The organism is Rhizobium sp. L51/94, assembly GCF_019355555.1.
Taxonomy (GTDB): Bacteria; Pseudomonadota; Alphaproteobacteria; order Rhizobiales; family Rhizobiaceae; genus Rhizobium; species Rhizobium rhododendri.
In genome coordinates, this window is the sequence record NZ_CP072141.1 from 1,672,983 (window position 1) to 1,691,680 (window position 18,698).

General features: G+C 62.1%; 12 protein-coding genes. 6 read left to right on the forward strand and 6 right to left on the reverse strand.

Features of this window, described 5'->3' with window-relative positions; translation table 11 throughout:
- Nucleotides 1–12: 12 nt before the first annotated feature.
- The 4 genes from J5274_RS08150 to purD form a co-directional block, all read right to left on the reverse strand.
- Entirely contained in the window at nt 13–609 is a 597-nt protein-coding gene (locus tag J5274_RS08150; RefSeq protein ID WP_142824153.1) for a histidine phosphatase family protein, read from the reverse strand.
- A 169-nt stretch (nt 610–778) separates the two neighbouring features.
- Entirely contained in the window at nt 779–2,596 is a 1,818-nt protein-coding gene (locus tag J5274_RS08155) for a methyl-accepting chemotaxis protein (RefSeq protein WP_142824154.1), read from the reverse strand.
- Nucleotides 2,597–2,981: 385 nt separating this feature from the next.
- Complete coding sequence (locus J5274_RS08160; RefSeq protein WP_142824155.1) at nt 2,982–3,428, reverse strand: plant virulence effector HPE1-like domain-containing protein; 447 nt, start codon at nt 3,426–3,428, stop codon at nt 2,982–2,984.
- 115 nt (nt 3,429–3,543) lie between these two features.
- Nucleotides 3,544–4,815 carry a phosphoribosylamine--glycine ligase gene (gene purD / locus J5274_RS08165; protein WP_142824467.1) on the reverse strand — a complete coding sequence of 424 codons (1,272 nt, stop codon included), beginning with the start codon at nt 4,813–4,815 and terminating at the stop codon, nt 3,544–3,546.
- 160 nt (nt 4,816–4,975) lie between these two features.
- Between purD and J5274_RS08170 the strand changes: the two genes are divergently transcribed.
- From J5274_RS08170 to ubiA, 4 genes are all read left to right on the forward strand, one after another.
- The gene (locus J5274_RS08170; RefSeq protein WP_142824156.1) at nt 4,976–7,288 is read left to right on the forward strand and encodes a Tex family protein; all 2,313 of its coding nucleotides are present in this window, start codon (nt 4,976–4,978) and stop codon (nt 7,286–7,288) included.
- A 141-nt stretch (nt 7,289–7,429) separates the two neighbouring features.
- On the forward strand, nt 7,430–8,689 hold the full coding sequence (locus J5274_RS08175; RefSeq protein ID WP_142824157.1) for a cyclopropane-fatty-acyl-phospholipid synthase family protein: 1,260 nt from the start codon (nt 7,430–7,432) through the stop codon (nt 8,687–8,689).
- Between the two features lie 129 nt (nt 8,690–8,818).
- The gene (locus J5274_RS08180) at nt 8,819–9,628 is read left to right on the forward strand and encodes a MipA/OmpV family protein (protein WP_142824158.1); all 810 of its coding nucleotides are present in this window, start codon (nt 8,819–8,821) and stop codon (nt 9,626–9,628) included.
- 125 nt (nt 9,629–9,753) lie between these two features.
- The gene (gene ubiA / locus J5274_RS08185) at nt 9,754–10,716 is read left to right on the forward strand and encodes a 4-hydroxybenzoate octaprenyltransferase (protein ID WP_142824159.1); all 963 of its coding nucleotides are present in this window, start codon (nt 9,754–9,756) and stop codon (nt 10,714–10,716) included.
- A gap of 51 nt (nt 10,717–10,767) precedes the next feature.
- Here ubiA and J5274_RS08190 read toward each other — a convergent pair whose 3' ends face one another.
- Entirely contained in the window at nt 10,768–11,334 is a 567-nt protein-coding gene (locus J5274_RS08190) for a DUF6101 family protein (RefSeq protein ID WP_111217689.1), read from the reverse strand.
- A gap of 319 nt (nt 11,335–11,653) precedes the next feature.
- Between J5274_RS08190 and J5274_RS08195 the strand changes: the two genes are divergently transcribed.
- Complete coding sequence (locus J5274_RS08195; protein WP_142829218.1) at nt 11,654–14,230, forward strand: DUF1217 domain-containing protein; 2,577 nt, start codon at nt 11,654–11,656, stop codon at nt 14,228–14,230.
- Nucleotides 14,231–14,746: 516 nt separating this feature from the next.
- Nucleotides 14,747–17,212, forward strand: coding sequence for a DNA translocase FtsK (locus J5274_RS08200; RefSeq protein ID WP_224128098.1), 2,466 nt, complete (start codon nt 14,747–14,749; stop codon nt 17,210–17,212).
- A 34-nt stretch (nt 17,213–17,246) separates the two neighbouring features.
- On the opposite strand, the gene J5274_RS08205 is transcribed toward J5274_RS08200, so the two are convergent.
- Nucleotides 17,247–18,671 (reverse strand): FAD-binding oxidoreductase, encoded by a 1,425-nt coding sequence (locus J5274_RS08205; RefSeq protein WP_142824162.1) that lies wholly within the window; start codon nt 18,669–18,671, stop codon nt 17,247–17,249.
- Nucleotides 18,672–18,698 lie beyond the last annotated feature (27 nt).

Genomic DNA, 18,698 nt, shown 5'->3' on the forward strand with positions numbered 1-18,698 from the left:
GTGAGCCGCCGATCAGTACATAAAAATTTGCGTCTGGTTCCAGCGGCGGATGACTGGCTCCCCGAGGTCGTGCTCGTATCCGAGCACGCTGATGCTCGCCGTGTCGAGAACCAGCAGCGCGCCGCCTTCTGGCGGCAGGCCGATCCAGCGGGCGCTGAGCACACGCAGGAAATGGGCGCTGGAAAAGATCAGCACGCGGTCGTTTCGCGCCCGCAATGCGGCAATGATGCTGTCTGCCCGCGCACCGACATCGGCGGCAGCTTCGCCCTCAGGGGCGCCATCGCGAAACAGATGCCAGTCCGGACTTGTCTTCAGGATGTCCTTCGTCGTCACCCCTTCATAGGCACCGTAGTCCCATTCCGCCAGGTCCGCCTTGATCTCCCGCCGGTCACCAAAACCGGCGAGGGCGCAGGTGTTCGATGCGCGCATGGACGGGCTCGACCAGACGGCGTCGAAATGCTGGCCCTGCAGCCGGTCGGCCAGTTTCACGGCCGCTGCTTCGCCTGCTGCGGTCAGCGGAATGTCGGACCGGCCCGTATGCTGTCCGGAAAGGCTCCACGCCGTCTCGCCGTGCCGCACCAGGGTGATTTCAGGCCATGCACTGCTCATGTCGCTACCTTTCGCTCATCTGCGGCTGTCGCATCCGATAACCCCATATCGCGGCGGCGGTGCTGCCAAGTCAACTGCCGATAACGTGATGTGCGCGACAGGTCCACCGCAGGCAAAAACCGCCGGATCGCTCCGGCGGTTGTGGAAAGATCGTCGATTTTTCCGGGCATCAGGCAGCGCGGCGGGCCTGCTGCATGGTGGGGCGGCCATCGGAGATGCGGAAGCCGCGGATCAGGTCGAGCAGCTCCTCGGTGTCGCTGGCCAGCGTTTCGGCCGAAGCCGTGGTTTCTTCCGCCATGGCTGCGTTCTGCTGGGTGGCGGCGTCGAGCTGGTTCATGGCCGTTGAAATGGAGCGCAGCGTCGTATCCTGTTCGGAGGCGCTGTGGGCGATCTTCGAGACGATCTCGTTGGCCGCCTTGATCTGGCCGGAGATGCGCTTCAGCGCCTCGCCGGCGTCGCCGACCAGGCGCACGCCGTGCTCGACCTGCGTCGAGGACCGGGCGATCTGCTCCTTGATTTCCTTGGCGGCCGCTGCTGAGCGTTGCGCCAGTTCGCGGACCTCCTGGGCGACCACGGCAAAGCCCTTGCCGGCTTCACCGGCGCGTGCAGCCTCAACACCGGCATTGAGCGCCAGCAGGTTCGTCTGGAAGGCGATCTCGTCGATGACGCCGATGATCTTGCCGATCTCCGTGGACGACTGTTCGATGCCGCTCATGGCGCCGATCGCCTGTGCCACGACGCCATCGCTGCGCGAGGCCTCGACGCTGATGGTGTCGACGCGCTTGCTGGCCTCATGGGCGCCTTCCGCTGTCTGGCGGACGGCAACGGTGAGCTCATCGAGAGCCGCCGATGTTTCCTCGAGGCTGGCGGCCTGGCGTTCGGTGCGCTGCGACAGTTCGTTGGAGGCGCGGCGGATCTCTTCCTTCGAGACGCCGATGTCGTTGCCCTTGGAGTTGACGCGGCTCATTGCCGCCTCCAGATGCGACAGGGCTTCGTTGAAGTTGTTGCGCAGTCCGGCATAGCTGGTGCCGAGGTCGCCGCAGCGGATGGTCAGGTCGCCCTTCGCCAGTTGTTCGAGCGATTCGCCGATGGTCGCAACGACGCGTGCCTGCAAGTCGGCCTGGTCCTGCTGATGGCGAACGTTCTCCTGACGCTCGGCACTGATCTGTCGTTCCTGGGCTTCCTGAAGTTCGGCCAGTGCATGCCGCTCGCGGATCTTCTGCTGCAGCGATTGTGTCGCCTTCGCCATCATGCCGACTTCGTTGTGCAGGCCGGTGTGCGGGATCGTAAGGGTAACGTCTTCGTCCGCGACGGCATTCAGTGCGCCGCGTACATCGGCCAGTGGCCCGGAGATGCTGCGGATCACATAAAGTGCCGCTGCGATGGCGATCACGAAGACGACGAGGCCGACCAGCAGCGTTTGCCAGATCGTCGCCCGTACCTGTGCTTCCAGGTCGTCCATGTAGACGCCGGTCGCAAGCGTGATGTGCCACGGCGTGAACACCTTGGCATAGGCGCTCTTGCGGAAGAACGCATCGGCAGGCTGTTGTGGCTTGGGCCCGTAGAAATCGACGACGCCACCGCCGGCCTTTCCGACCTTGACGAGTTCGTCGCGGTACATGTTGCCTTTCGGATCCGGCTTGCCCTTGTTGCTCAGCCCGACCTTGGAAGGATCGTAGTGGATTTTCAGGACGACGTCGTCGTCATAGCCAAAGAGGTACCCATCCGGTTCGAAACGGATATGGGAGAGCTCGTCGAATGCCTGCGTCTGCGCCTGCTCGTGCGTCAGAGTACCGGCTTTTTCGCGATCGTAATATTGCTGGAGAATGGACAGCCCGGACTCGACCTGCGTGCGCAGCAGTGCATAGCGCTCGTGGTAGATGGCTGCCGCGGAACTCTGGATTTGATAGTAGGTGACGCCAGCAAAGGCGATCATCAGGCCGGTAACCAGCATCATCAGCTGGGTCGAAATTCGCAGGTTCTTCATCAGGCCTCGCAACGGAATAGGTTCGATTATCCCGGTGCGGTATCCTACCGCTTGATCCTGCGCCGTCGATCATGGCGCATCTGTTGCTGCTGAAGTCACATGCTGCTTCCGGTACGGCGAAGTTGCATCGCGTTCACCTAACAATGCTTTAAAGCTGTCAATATTTAGGGCTTTTATCGGCTTTAATCCCGGCGATTGTCACCCCAACCGCGCATATGACCGTTTTCCCGCCGGGAATACTGCACGAATATGGAGTGACCAGCAGCAATTCTCTCCAGCATCTGCGAACACAAAAATGCGCCCCTGCTTCTCTTCAGGGACGCATCTGTCTGCCTTGCGGCGCACCCCTATCGACTGGAGTTCGATGGGGAGGGGAATGAGCGGGCTACTGAAGGCGCAACTGGAAATCCGAGGTGTCGAGAGGCTTGGCCGGTGGCGTGGCTGCGGCGATCGCTGCCGTCATCGCACTGCGATCGATGCCGTCAGGCGATACCCCGGCTGCGGCCAGTGCTTCCGGCGACGCCTTACTGATGAATACGACCGGCGATCCGCCCAGCCAGGCTTCGGTGCGGACGACCTTTTGCTCGCCGTTGATCTGGCGCACCACGGTCGTCTGCGTCCCCACGGGGAGTTCGGGAACCACATAGCTTTTCTTGGCGACCTCCTGCTTGATCGGCGCGCAATCGACGCAGACCTTCGCCTGGATGCTGTCGCCGCTGGTGCGGGTCGCGCCGTCGAGCGTCAGGAACGACGACGCCATCGCGGAGCTGCCGATCAGCATGGCAGAACTGCCGATCAAAACGAATGCTGCACTCAGGATCGTGGGACGCATGAAACTCTCCATCGGATACTGCGAGGAGATTAGCGCGCCTTTGTTTCCATCCGGTCAGGGGAATCGGTAAAACTTTATCGGAAACGCGGATTTGGGGCAGGAAAGAGCCGTCCAGTCAGGCCTTTTCGCGCTCGATTGCCCGCCAGCCGATATCGGCGCGGCTGAAGCCGCTGTCCCAGACCACCTGCTCTGCAAGCGAATAGGCGCGCTTCTGGGCCTCGCCGACGCTGCTGCCCGTTGCCGTCACTCCCAGCACCCGGCCTCCGGTCGCGACCAGCGCACCGTCCTTCAAAGCTGTCCCGGCATGAAACACTTTCGCACCGTCGCTGTCTGCGGGCAGGGCCGCGATGACGGAGTTCTTCTCATAGGCGCCCGGATAGCCCTTCGAGGCCATGACGACGGTCAACGCCGCATCGTCGCTCCATTCGGCGGTCGCCTTGTCGAGCGTGCCGTTGGCGCAAGCGAGCAGCAGCGGCAGAAGATCGCTTTTCAGCCGCATCATCAGCACCTGGCATTCCGGATCGCCGAAGCGGACATTGTACTCGATCAGTTCCGGCCCCTTTGCGGTGATCATCAGACCGGCAAAGAATACGCCGGAAAACGGCATACCGCTTGTCGCCATTCCACGCATCGTCGGCTCGATGATCTCCTTCATCGTCCGCTCGATCAGCTCGGGCGTCATCACTGCGGCGGGCGAGTAGGCGCCCATGCCGCCCGTGTTCGGGCCGGTGTCGCCGTCGCCGACGCGCTTGTGGTCCTGGGCGGTGGCCAGCGCCAAAGCGTGAGTTCCGTCGCAGAGGCAGAAGAAGCTTGCTTCCTCGCCATCGAGAAAGGCTTCGACGACGACTTCCGCACCCGCCGACCCGAAGGCGCCGTCGAAACAGTCGTCAACGGCCGCAATCGCCTCGTCCAGCGTCATCGCCACGGTGACGCCCTTGCCGGCAGCAAGGCCATCGGCCTTGACAACGATGGGCGCGCCCTCGGCGAGAATATAGGCCTTCGCCTTGCCGGCATCGTCGAAGCGCTGATAGGCGCCTGTCGGAATGTTGTAGCGGGCGCAGATGTCCTTGGTGAAACCCTTGGAACCCTCGAGCTGGGCGGCGGCGGCAGAGGGGCCGAAGACGGCGATACCGGCCTCGCGCAAGCGGTCGGCAAGACCGGCGACCAGCGGCGCCTCAGGGCCGACGACGACAAAATCGATGGCTTCCGACAGGCAGAACGCAGCAACGGCGTCGTTGTCTTCCGTATCGACGGCAACGAGCGTGGCATGCTCGGCGATGCCGGGATTGCCGGGAGCGGCGTAAAGCTTGGTCAGCAGCGGCGATTGCGCCAGCTTCCAGGCCAGCGCATGCTCGCGTCCGCCCGATCCGATCAACAGAACTTTCATCGCCTGCCCCTTTGTTGCCAGAACTTGGCGGTTAAGCAGCCCTGCCGCAAAGGTCAAGCGGCAATTCCTGTGGAGTCCACCGGAAGCGCTGACTGAGATCATTGCCTTGCCGCTTTCTCGGACTATGGTCGCGCCAATCAGAAGCAACGCAGAGATCCCCATGGCCGCAGATATCCGCTCCATCGCAGCAATCATTTCCGCCGAGATCAATGCTCGGCCTGAGCAGGTGGTTTCGGCGGTCGGCCTTCTCGACGAGGGCTCGACGGTGCCGTTCATTGCCCGCTACCGCAAGGAAGTGACCGGCGGGCTGGATGACGGGCAGTTGCGGACGCTGGCCGAGCGGCTGGTCTACCTGCGCGAGCTCGAAGCGCGCCGCGGCTCGATCAGCGACAGCATCACCGGCCAGGGCAAGATGACCGACGACCTGCAGCGCAAGATCGCCGGCGTCACCACGAAGGCCGAGCTCGAGGATCTCTACCTGCCGTTCAAGCAGAAGCGCCGGACCCGCGCCGAGATCGCCCGCGAGCGCGGTCTAGGGCCATTGGCGGAGGCAATCCTGAAAGATCGCAGCCGTGAACCCGCGCAGCTTGCCGAGGGCTATGTCGCCAACGAGGTGACCGATGTGAAGATGGCGCTCGAGGGTGCCCGCGACATCATTGCCGAGGGCATCGCCGAAAATGCCGATCTCCTGAAGACCTTGCGCGCCCATATGCGTCAGAATGCCCAGCTGCGCGCCAAGGTCGTCGATGGCAAGCAGGAGGCCGGCGCGAAGTTCTCCGACTATTTCGATCACACCGAGCGCTGGGCAACGGCTCCCGGCCATCGGGCTCTCGCCATGCTGCGCGGCTGGAACGAGGAGATGCTGACGCTGACGATCGAGATCGACGCCGATCTCGCGTCACCCTTCAGGCCTGTCGAGCGGATGATCGCCACGGCCTACGAGATCGGCGCCCAGAAGCCCGGCGATCGCTGGCTGATGGAGGTCGCCAGCTGGACATGGCGCGTCAAACTGTCGATGTCGCTGTCGCTCGACCTGATGCGCGAGCTGCGTGAACGAGCCGAGCAGGAGGCCATCCACGTATTTGCGCGCAATCTAAAGGACCTGCTGCTCGCAGCACCCGCCGGCGCGCGCGCCACCATGGGTCTCGACCCCGGCATCCGCACGGGCGTCAAGGTTGCCGTCGTCGATGCCACCGGAAAGCTGCTCGAGACAGCCACGGTCTATCCTTTCCAACCACGCAACGATGTGCGCGGCACCCAGGCGACGCTTGCGGCCCTCATCGTCAAGCACAAGGTCGAACTGATCTCGATCGGCAACGGCACCGGCAGCCGGGAAACCGAAAAGCTGGTGAGCGACATGCTAGTCGAATTGCCTGGCACAAAGCCTACCAAGGTCATCGTTTCCGAAGCGGGCGCCTCGATCTATTCGGCATCGGAAGCGGCAGCCCTGGAGTTCCCCAATCTCGACGTGACGTTGCGCGGCGCAGTATCGATTGCCCGGCGGCTGCAGGATCCGCTGGCCGAACTGGTCAAGATCGAGCCGAAATCGATCGGCGTCGGCCAGTACCAGCACGATGTCGACCAGCAGAAGCTGTCGCGCTCGCTGGATGCCGTCGTCGAGGATGCGGTGAATGCCGTCGGTGTCGATCTCAACACGGCCTCGGCGCCGCTGCTTGCCCGCGTTTCAGGCCTTGGTGCGGCGATTGCCGAATCCATCGTCCGCCACCGCGACGAGGCCGGACGTTTCGAAACCCGGCGCGATCTCCTGAAGGTCGCGCGGCTTGGGCCCCGGGCCTTCGAGCAATGCGCCGGCTTCCTGCGCATCACCGGCGGCAAGGAGCCGCTCGACGCCTCCTCGGTGCATCCGGAAGCCTATGGTGTCGCCAAGAAGATTGTCGCCGCCTGCGGTCGCGACCTGCGCACGCTGATGGGCGATAGCGCCGCGCTGAAGGCGGTCGATCCACGCGCCTTCGTCGATGAACGCTTCGGCCTGCCGACCGTGCGCGATATCTTGGCCGAGCTCGAAAAACCCGGCCGTGACCCGCGCCCGAGCTTCAAGACGGCGACCTTTGCCGAGGGTGTCAACGAAATCAGCGACCTAAAGCCAGGCATGATGCTGGAGGGCACAGTTACCAATGTCGCGGCCTTCGGCGCCTTCGTCGATATCGGCGTACACCAGGACGGTCTGGTTCACGTCTCGCAGCTGGCGGACCGTTTCGTGAAGGATCCTCATGAGGTGGTGAAGGCCGGCGACGTCGTGAAAGTCCGCGTCGTCGACATCGATGCCAAGCGCAAGCGGATCGCCCTCAGCATGCGCAAGGACGCCGGCGATGACGCCGCGCCACCGGCCCGCGAGAACCGAAGCGGTCCCGAAACACGGGTGATGCCGGCAAAGCAGCAGGTCAGTCGCCCGGCACCGCAGACGCAGGGCAGCTTCGGCGCGGCGCTCGCCGATGCGCTCAAGCGAAAATAGTCACTTAGCTTATATATTTGCAAGAATGTCACACTCCGGCAATGTTCGTGCCGGAGTGCCTGTACCGCCGTTCGTAAGCTTGCCAGACTATCTTGAGGGGATAATGTTTCCTGATTGTCTGTCATATGATTGAGAGGCGTCATGGCGTCGTCACTGCTTGCTCTTGTCACCAAAATTATCCGCAAAGGCTCCCTTCAGATCACGCTCTCCAACGGCGAGACGCATCTGCTCGGCGATGGCACCGGCCAGACCGTTGCGGTGCGCACCGCCGACCGCGAGGCGGAAGACGCCATCGCCACAGATCCGACGCTGAAGCTGGGCGAAATGTTCATGGAAGGCCGGTTCATCCTCGAACAGGGCGACATCTATGATTTCCTGTCGCTGGTGAAGCTCAACACCACGGACGAGTTGTTCGATTTCAAGATCGCCATGAAGCTGATCGGCCGCATTGCCTGGCAGCAGCTGAAGAGCCGCCTGCCGGTCAACCGCAGCAAGCACAATGTCGCCCACCACTACGATCTCTCGGCCAAGCTTTTCGACCTCTTCCTCGACGAGGACTGGCAGTATTCCTGCGCCTATTTCGAGCCGCCGGGCATCGGTCTCGACGAAGCCCAGCTCGCCAAGAAGCGCCATATCGCTGCCAAGCTGCGGCTCGAGCCCGGTCAGTCCGTGCTCGAGATTGGCTCCGGCTGGGGTGGAATGGGGATGTACCTGGCGGAATCGACGGAGAATGTCGATTTCACCGGCATCACGCTCAGCCAGGAGCAGCTTAAGGTGTCGCGCGCGCGCGCTGCAAAGCGCGGCCTTTCTGACCGGGTGCGTTTCGAACTGCAGGATTATCGCTACCTCAGCGGACGCAAGTTCGACCGCATCGTCTCGGTGGGCATGTTCGAGCATGTCGGCATCGGCAATTATCGCAAGTTCTTCAGCAAGGTCTCGGAGTTGCTCGCCGATGATGGGGTGATGGTGCTCCATTCCATCGGTCGCCCGAGGCCAAGCTTCTCTACCAACGCCTTCATCGAGAGATACATCTTTCCCGGCGGCTATATCCCGTCTCTGGCCGAGACGACGCCAGCTCTGGAAAAGGCCAACCTGCTGGTCAAGGACATCGAAATCCTGCCGATGCATTACGCCTATACGCTGCGTCACTGGCGAGAACGTTTCATCGCCCGCAAGGAGGAAGCCGTCGCCCTCTATGACGAGAAATTCTTCCGGATGTGGGAGTTCTACCTGGCAGGCTCGGAGATGGCCTTCCGCTGGGAGCAGCTCTTTATCTTCCAGATCCAGATCGCCAAGGACCAGTTCGCGGTTCCCAACAACCGGAACTACATTGCCGAAAACGAAGCCAAGCTCAAGGAATTCGAAGCCCGCCGTGCACCGCTGGAGAAGATTGTGTTCTGATCCTCGCGTCTTTGCCATGACGATCTGCGGGCGGACAGCTTCGGCGCTTGGTTAAGCAAGTGGTAATGCGATCCGGATAAGTTTAGGCATTCCGGGCTCTTGCCTTTGTATTGCGTAGTAGGATTTCCCATGGCCAAGACCTCGAGTCTGCTGATTTCGTTTGGATTTTTTGCGACAATGGCAGGGGCCGCCACGGCTGGCGACGGTCGTGCCTGGTGGTCCGGCGATTGGTATGTCAGCGTCGGCGCTGCCGGCTTCGTCGGTCCCAAATTCGAGGGCGCCAAGCACTACAAGTTACAGTTTTCGCCGCTGATCTCCTTCGGCAAGCAAGGACCTGCGCCGCGATTTACCTCGCGCAACGACAATCCGGCTTTTGCATTGCTCGATACCGGGACATTTCGGGCCGGCATCGTCGGCAAGTTTGTGCCGAGCCGGGATTCGAGCGACGGGCGTGAACTGCGCGGGCTGAAGGATGTCAAATGGGGCGCAGAGGCCGGTGGCTTCGTCGAGGTCTACCCGACCGATTGGATCCGCGCCCGTGCCGAAGTGCGCCAGGGTATCCGCGCCCATAACGGCATCGTTGCCGATGTGGCGGTTGATGCTTTCACCGACATCGCCCCTGATCTGCGGCTCTCCGGTGGACCGAGGGCAACCTTCGCGACGGCGAACTATTTCGATACCTATTACGGTGTCGACGGCAAGGAATCGGCGGCCAGCGGGCTCGATCGCTACAATCCCGGCGGCGGCCTGAAATCCGTCGGTGTCGGCGGTGCGCTGACCTGGCAGGCAACCAAGAATTTGAGCACCAGCTCCTTCGTGGAATACCAGCGGCTGAAGGGTCCTGCAGCCGACAGCAGCCTGGTGCGTGAACGCGGCGACAAAAACCAGCTCGTCATCGGCCTGTCCGCCACCTACCGCTTCGGCTTCACGCTGAACTGATAAGGCGCCCGTCGGAACAGTTCGGCAAAAGTGCTTGGCGGTTTTGCGTCTGGAAGTGCGTGAGAGCAGATAGGTCCAACATTTTCGCATTTCCGTGAAACGCTGAAATGTTCTAGACATTCCGCATGAGCAACAGCCACGATTTCCGCGACCGAGTCGCCGATGCGCCATCCGATAATTTCGTCTACAAGGCCTTGCCGCCGTGGCTGTGGCCCTATGCCCAGCTGGCACGCTGGGACCGGCCGATCGGCTGGCAGCTGCTGCTATGGCCGTGCTTCTGGTCGGTGACCTTGGCCGCCAATGCCGCCTTGACGCTGGGCGAGTTCGTCGGTCCGCTGCTGTTCTACCATCTCATCCTCTATTTCATCGGCGCGGTGGCGATGCGCGGTGCCGGCTGTACGTTCAACGATCTCATCGATCACGATATCGATGCTTCCGTGGCGCGCACCCGCTCGCGGCCTTTGCCGTCAGGCCGTGTCAGCCGCAAGCAGGCAAAGATATTCATTGCATTGCAGGCTCTCGTCGGACTGTTCGTTCTCCTGCAGTTCAACTGGTTCTGTGTGGGCCTCGGCTTGCTGTCGCTGGGACTGGTGGCGGTGTACCCCTTTGCCAAGCGCTTTACCGACTGGCCGCAGTTCTTCCTCGGGCTTGCCTTTTCCTGGGGTGCGCTGATGGGCTGGGCCGGCATCTTCGGTAGCCTGTCGCTGCCGCCGATCCTGCTCTACATCGCCGCCATTCTCTGGACCATTGGCTACGACACCATCTATGCCCATCAGGACAAGGAGGACGACGAACTGATCGGCGTCCGTTCGACGGCGCGACTGTTCGGCGAAAAGACGAAGATATGGCTCGTAAGCCTCTATGGCGCGGCGCTAGTGCTGATGTTCCTTGCCTTCGCGCTGGCCGGCGCAGGTCCCATCGCATTTCTTGGCCTTGTCATCGCTGGCGGCATGTTCGCCTACCAGATCGTCGTCCTCGATATCGAAGACGCGCCGCAGTGCCTGATCCTGTTCCGCTCGAACGGCAGGGTCGGTGCCATCATCTTTGCCGGCCTGCTGTTGTCCATGGCGCTTTCCGCTCCCGGCTGAAACGCAAAACCCGGCGCAGGCGCCGGGTTTCGGGGGAGGGGTATTTGATCCTCAGTCGCGGGCGATGATCTCGCGACCGGCGATCTTGAGCGTGACGCCCATCTTGCCCGATATGCGACGAACCAGGAAGCGGGGGCGTCTGTCGGCAAAGAACGAATGGCGGCGGCGCGGCTGCGTTTCGTTGGTACGCACACCGCCGAGATGATCTTCGAGCAGGCGAGCGACGCCATCCGCTTCGACCATCATCATCGGGATATTGAAGGCTTCGGACCATGTGCGCCAGTCGGCAGCGATGTCGCTGAGATCGTGGGCGACGAGCAGCGGGATGCAGAGATCCGGATCGTCATGGTGCAGTTCGAGCGTCACGGTCACTTCGCCGTCGCCATGGTCGATGGCCCGGGCGGCAACGCCCTTGAAGGCGCGCTTCGGCAGGGCGATCGACAGCGGCAGACCGCTCGATGGCAGCACCTTGCGCAGCACGGCGCCGCGGGAGTCGATGGTGATCGTCACGTCGCCGGTAGCACCGCGCATGGCATAGCTGACATGCTGCGGAAAGCGGTTTGGATCGAGCCGCAGTGTCGTTCCGGCCCAGACAGGCTTAAGGACGGTATTGGTCATCGTTTTCTACCCTTGTCTTATCATGAGAGCCGGTTTTCCGGTCTTCTTGACGGAGAACTTTCGCCCTCTCGATGACCCGAGACTAGGCGCGCCCCCTTCCAGACAGCTTAAAAATTGCGGTTAAGAAAAGTTTGCGTCGTCAAATGGTTAGCAAAAACGAACCCGCCAGGGTTTCCATAATATGAATATGTGCCGATGCGCGTCGTCCCACTCCGGCGCAGCGTCGTGGCGGCCGATGTAAAGTCCCGGGTAAGGTTTGAGGTCGATAATCGGGAAGATTCGAAAACGGTCTCGAGTGTAGACTTCAAGGTGCGCGTAGATGACATCGACCTATCTGAGCTACACGCTCGATACAAAGAACATGACGTCGACCCTTGCGCGCGTTGCCTCCCAGCCGACGACGAAGCGGGAGGTCGATTACTACAATGCCAATATCGGCAAGGTGAAAACCGTCGACGACCTGATGGACAACTACCAGCTCTACAGCTACGCGATGAAGTCGTACGGGCTGGAGGACTTCACCTACGCCAAGGCGTTCATGAAGCAGGTACTGACCAGCGACCTCAGCGATAGCAGCAGCTTTGCCAATCGCCTGAACGACCCGAAATACAAGGCGATTGCCGCAGCATTCAATTTCGGCGCTTCTACCGCGACGACGGCGCAGTCGAGCGATACCCTGACGACGATGTTCGGTTCGACGTCGACATCGACTTCGTCCGACACGACGGATGCCGCCATCGGCCTCTACCAGCAATCCTTTACGGACGAAGAAACGGCGGCAAAGACTGCGAGCGACGCCTATGACGCGGCCATCGGCTCGGTCAAGAATGTCGACGACTTCCTCAGCGATACCGATCTCAGGGACTATGTGCTGAAAGGCTACGGCATCGACCCGACCAATATTTCGAACAGCTTCCTGAAGTCGATGCTGACCAGCGACGTGTCGGATCCGAACAGCTTCGTCAACGTCAACGGCAGCGCCGCCGACAAGGCGATGGCGGCGCAATTCAGCTTCAATGCCGACGGATCGATCGCCACCACCACGCCGGATGCGGACAAGAGCTACTACGAGGCCAATATTGGCACGATTACATCGGTGGACCAGCTGGTGTCCGATCCACGCCTGTTCGACTACGTCAAGACCGCCTACGGCATCGACCCGTCCCTTACGGGCGCGAAGTTCGTGGCCTCCGTGAAGGACCCCGCAACCGCTTCGGATAACGGACTGACCAGCGTGCTCACAGAGTTCAATTTCGGCAGCGACGGCACTGTCGCAACGGGCGCGTCTGCCCAGACCGCCGACCAGATCAGTACCACATCGACAAACTACGCCGCCAACTATACCAGCCAGATACAGACGTTCAGCCAGAAGGCTGCCGTCATGGAGGCCTACAACACCACCGTCCCGTCATTCGTCACCTCCGTCGCCGCAGCTGACGACGCTGCCTACTACAAGGCGCATATCGGCTCGGTGACGTCAGTCGAAGACCTGACCTCGGATACGCGCCTGTTCGACTACGTCAAGATCGCCTACAACCTGCAGTCGCTGGATGCGCAGGCGTCGGACAACACGCTCAAATACGACCTCGAGACATCGGTGGAAGACCCCACCTACGCCAAGCTCGTCGGCTTTTCGGGCGTGGTCGCCCAGTTCAACTTCCAGTCCGACGGGACGGTGGCCTCCGGCACCGTGGCGCAAACCTCCACGCAACTGGCTGCAGCGACCACGGCATTTTCAGCCAACTACCAGTCGGAGCAGACCACCGCCGAGGCGGATGCCGTGGCGAACTACGAGACGCGTATCGCCAAGGTCAAGAATATCAACGAGTTCTTCGCCAGCAATGCGACGGCTGACTCCAGCACAGCCAACGATAATCTGCCTGAACTCTACCAGATGGCGCTGCGCTCCTACGGGATCGGCGAAAACGAGATATCCAAGGCGCAGATGAAGAAGATCATGGAGAGCGATCCCTATGATCCGAAAAGCTATGTCAACACGCTGAAGGACGATCGCTTCGTCAAGCTCGCCAAGGCTTTCAATTTCGACAGCGCCGGCACGATCAAGCCGCAGGTGACGGCGCTCTCGACGACTCAGGTCAACAGCTACATCTCCGAATATTCAACCGAGACGCGACGCGGATTGACGGGTTCGGCACTGACGGCGGCAACGGCCACCGTCAAGAAGGATGCCACCTACTTTACCACCAACATCGCCAAGGTGACGAGCGTTTCAGACCTTCTGGCCGACCCGAAGTTGACCGACTTCATCCTCAAGGCCAGCGGTATCGATCCGAAGAAGGTGACAACAGACACGCTGAAAAAGGCCTTTGCGTCGGACCCCGACAATTCGAAAAGCTTCCTCAACACCACCGCCGGTGCCCAGTTCAAGGACATCGTCGAAGCTTTCAATTTCGGCACCAACGGCACCATGGTCGATACCAAGCTTGGCAGCGCCCAGAACAAGGGCGCGCTCGACGCCACCAACGAACTCTACCTGCACCAGACCCTCGAATCGCAGGAAGGCGACAACAACCCCGGCACGCGCCTTGCTCTCTATTTCCAACGCCAGGCACCGAATATCAATTCCGTCTACGACATCATGTCCGACACGGCACTCTATTCGGTCATCACCACCACTTTCAGCCTGCCGAGCGCGATTTCGTCGATGAACGTCGACGATCAGGCGGCGCTGCTGAAGAAATTCGTCAACGTTGACGATCTTCGCGATCCGACGAAACTTAACAAGCTGCTGGAGCGCTTCTCGGTCGAATACGATCTGCAGAACAACGCCGGCAGCACCTCCTCGTCGGCACTTTCGATCCTCCAGGGGTCCTCGAAGTCTATCGGCATCAGCGCCGATACGCTGCTCTCCATCGCCCAGCTTTCGACCTCCTGATCGCAACGGAACGCCCGCGTCGACTGCGCGTGCCGCAGTCGACGGCGCCCGGCTTCGCGTCGGTGGAGGCTAAAATATTTATCTGTCCAAGCCAGCCAAAAAGCCCGCAAAACATGCGTTTTTGCATCCAGCCCTTCAAACTGCCGCCAATTCGGAAGGAACTTATTAACCGTCCCTGGCCTATTCGATTGGGGTAGCTATCGGCCAATCAATGACTGGATTGCAGGTCTTATGCGTTTTTCCAAAACCAACTTTTCCAACGGCGAAACGGATTTCCAGCGGGACGTCCATGCCGACGCCGAACGTGCCGAAGCGGAACTGCGGGAAGCCCGGCAGATCGCCGAGCGCCGGGCCTACCTGGAGCAAAAGCTGATCCAGGCGCGCGAAGCCAAGCGCCGATCCGAGATCGCCCACCAGCAGCGCGCCGACCAGCTGAAGGCGGCGCAACTGCGCCAGCCACAGGCGACGCCCGTCGCTGCTCCGGATGCAGGCCTTTCCCCGACCGGCCGTACAAACATGCCGCTGGTCCCACCACTGGTACCGGCCGATGCCGTGCAGGATTGGCAGACCGCCTTTTCGCTGGCACCGAATGTCCGTTTCACGCGGACACCCGAAAGTCTGATCAGCCGCAAGAAATCGCCGGACTCGGACGTTAACGAGACGGAGCAGACCATCCAACAGACCGCAGTCAAACAAGCCACCATCAGCCCCGAGGCACCAGCAACGTCGCAAGCTGCCGAGGTTGCAACACGGAGCGCACAAACGCCGGGCCATATCGAGAAGCCGCGCCCTGCTGCGCCGATGCCGTGGAACAACAGGCTCGTCGAGGATATCTTCACGCCGGCATCCACGCCTGTTCCGCCGCTGACTGCCTGGCAGCGCCAGCCCGTCGCCGTGGTGCCGCAGGCACAGCTGGCCTCGCATCTGGCTAACCTGTCCGACTTCGCCTTCTGGGACGTCATGCCCTTCGACGGCGAACTCGCTCCACCCGTAGCAGCAGCGGCACCGGCCTTCGTTGCGCCGCCCATGTCCGCTCCACCGACGGAGACGGCGCAACAATCGGCGACATCGCTCTACCGAATCATCGACTGGCAGCCCTCCGGTCGCGCAGCCACACCGGCGCCGGTCGTGCCAGTGCCGGAGGCTGCAGCCGTCCAGCCGAACGAAGTCGCCGAGCCTATCGTCCTGACACCGCTGGCGCCAGCAACCGTTGCCGCACCTCCGGTCGTCGCTGCCGTCGTTTTGCCCAAGCCAGCCACAGTTGCAGCCCCGGCAAAGCAGGTCCCGGTCGCGCAGATCGTTGCTCCCGCCCCGAAGGCTGGCGTCGTCGACGCTGCGCCGAACCGCCGCATTCCCGTTTCCACCCGCAGCGACCGCCCCGTCAGCCCTGCGCCGATGGAATGGCGCCCGGTTTCCATCAGCAGCGACGGTGAGTACGAACTGCCGCCGCGCGAACTACTGCAGGAACCGCCGGAACGCGTCGGCGTGATCATGACCCAGGAAGCCCTGGAGCAGAACGCCGGCCTTCTTGAAAACGTGCTGGAAGACTTCGGCGTCAAGGGCGAGATCATCCATGTTCGCCCCGGTCCGGTCGTCACCCTCTATGAATTCGAGCCGGCCCCCGGCGTCAAATCCTCGCGCGTCATCGGTCTTGCCGACGACATCGCCCGCTCCATGTCGGCGCTGTCGGCCCGTGTCGCCGTCGTGCCCGGCCGCAACGTCATCGGCATCGAACTGCCGAATGCAACGCGCGAAACCGTCTACTTCCGCGAGATGATCGAATCGGAAGATTTTGCCCAGAGCAGCTTCAAGCTGGCGCTCGGCCTCGGCAAGACCATCGGCGGCGAACCCGTTATCGCCGAACTTGCGAAGATGCCGCATCTGCTCGTCGCCGGCACCACCGGTTCCGGCAAGTCCGTCGCCATCAACACGATGATCCTGTCGCTGCTCTACCGCATGACGCCGGAAGAATGCCGCCTGATCATGGTCGATCCGAAGATGCTCGAACTGTCGGTCTATGACGGCATTCCGCACCTGCTGACCCCCGTCGTCACCGATCCGAAGAAGGCCGTGCTGGCGTTGAAATGGGCCGTGCGCGAGATGGAGGATCGCTATCGCAAGATGTCGCGCCTCGGCGTCCGCAACATCGATGGCTACAACGCCCGCGTCGCCATTGCCCGTGAGAAGAACGAGACGATACTCGTCACCGTCCAGACCGGTTTCGACCGCACCACGGGCGCACCGACGGAAGAGAGCCAGGAACTCGATCTGGCCCGCATGCCCTACATCGTCGTCATCGTCGACGAGATGGCCGACCTGATGATGGTCGCCGGCAAGGAAATCGAAGGCGCCATCCAGCGTCTGGCGCAGATGGCCCGTGCCGCCGGCATCCACCTGATCATGGCGACGCAGCGCCCGTCGGTCGATGTCATCACCGGCACCATCAAGGCCAACTTCCCGACCCGCATCTCCTTTCAGGTGACCTCGAAGATCGACAGCCGCACGATCCTCGGCGAGCAGGGCGCAGAGCAACTGCTCGGCCAGGGCGACATGCTGCACATGCAGGGTGGCGGCCGCATCTCGCGCGTCCACGGTCCCTTCGTATCCGACGAGGAAGTCGAGAAGGTCGTGGCCCACCTGAAGATGCAGGGCCGCCCGGAATATCTGGATACGGTCACTGCCGGTGAAGAGGACGAGGAAGAGGAAGAAGACGGCGGCGCCGTGTTCGACAAGAGCGCAATGGGGTCCGAGGATAGCGACGACACCTACGAGCAGGCGATCAAGGTCGTCATGCGCGACAAGAAGTGCTCGACATCCTACATCCAGCGCCGCCTCGGCATCGGCTACAACCGCGCCGCCTCGCTCGTCGAGCGCATGGAAAAGGAAGGCCTCGTCGGCCCCGCCAACCACGTCGGCAAGCGCGAGATCATTTCCGGCAACCGCAACGCCACGCCGATGCCGCCGCAAGACGACATGGATTGAGCAACAGGCGGCGGCGCGCCTGCGTCGCCGGCCGCTAGACCAACACGACCTTGCCGGGGTTCATGATCCCGGCAGGGTCGAAGCTTTTCTTGATCCGGCGCATCAGTTCCATTTCGATCTCCGGCCGGATCGATGCCAGCTCGTCCCGCTTCAACTGGCCGATGCCGTGCTCCGCCGAGATCGAGCCCTCGTGTTTCAACACCAGCCCGTGGACGATCCGGTTCATCTCGCGCCAGCGGCCGATGAATTCCGCCTTGTCGGCGCCGACAGGCTGCGAGATGTTGTAGTGGATGTTGCCGTCGCCCATGTGGCCGAAGGCGCAGATGCGGGCGCCTGGCATCGCCGCCATGACAGCTTGCTCCGCCTCGTGCATGAATTCAGGGATCTGCGACACCGGCACCGACACGTCATGCTTGATCGAGCCGCCCTCGGGCTTCTGGGCGCCGGACATGCTTTCGCGCATGTGCCACAAGGCCTTCTGCTGCGCCTGCGAGCTGGCGATCGTCGCATCCTGCACCAGCCCTGCCTCAAAACCCTTTTCCAGCAGCGCCGACATCATCCGCTCGGCAGTTTCGGCTGAATCCGAGGTGGAGATGTCGATCAGCACATACCAAGGGTGAACGGTCTCCAGCGGATCGCGCACGCCATCGATATGACGGACGGTGAACTCGACGCCGATGCGCGGCATCAGCTCGAAACCGGTCAACGCCGGGCCGCAAAGACCCGATGCATTCCTGAACAGCGACAGCGCATCCTCGACCGACCGTAGGCCGGCAAAGGCCACCTGGTGGCCAAGCGGCTGCGGAAACAGTTTCAGCACCGCGCCGGTGATGATGCCGAGCGTTCCCTCCGCGCCGATGAACAGGTCGCGCAGATCATAGCCGGTATTGTCCTTTTTCAGCCGCCGCAGCCCGTTCCAGATCTCGCCGGTTGGCAGCACGACTTCAAGGCCTAGGCAGAGCTGGCGCATGTTGCCATAGGCAAGCACCGCCGTGCCGCCGGCATTGGTGGCGAGATTGCCGCCGATCCGGCATGAGCCTTCCGAACCCAGCGACAGCGGAAACAGCCTGCCGCAATCCTCTGCCGCCTTCTGCACATCGGCAAGGATGCAGCCGCCATCGACCACCATGATGCCGGCAAAGGCATCGACCTCGCGAATGCGGTTCATCCGTTCCAGCGAGACGATCACATCGGCGCCGTTATCGCGCGGCGTCTGGCCGCCGACGAGGCCGGTATTGCCCGTCTGCGGCACGATCGCCGTTCCCGTTTCCGAGGCAAGCTTCAGGATGGCCGAGACCTCTTCGACCGAACCGGGCTTCAGCACCAGCGGCGAGGCGCCATGATAGAGCCCGCGATTTTCGACGAGGCGGGGGGCGATGTCGGCCGCCTCGCGCAAGACATGGGCAGCGCCGACGATGGCGGCAAAGCGGTCGAGCAGGGCGGGAGAGGGGGTGGCCATGCGTGCTGGTCCTTGTCTTGCAGTCGG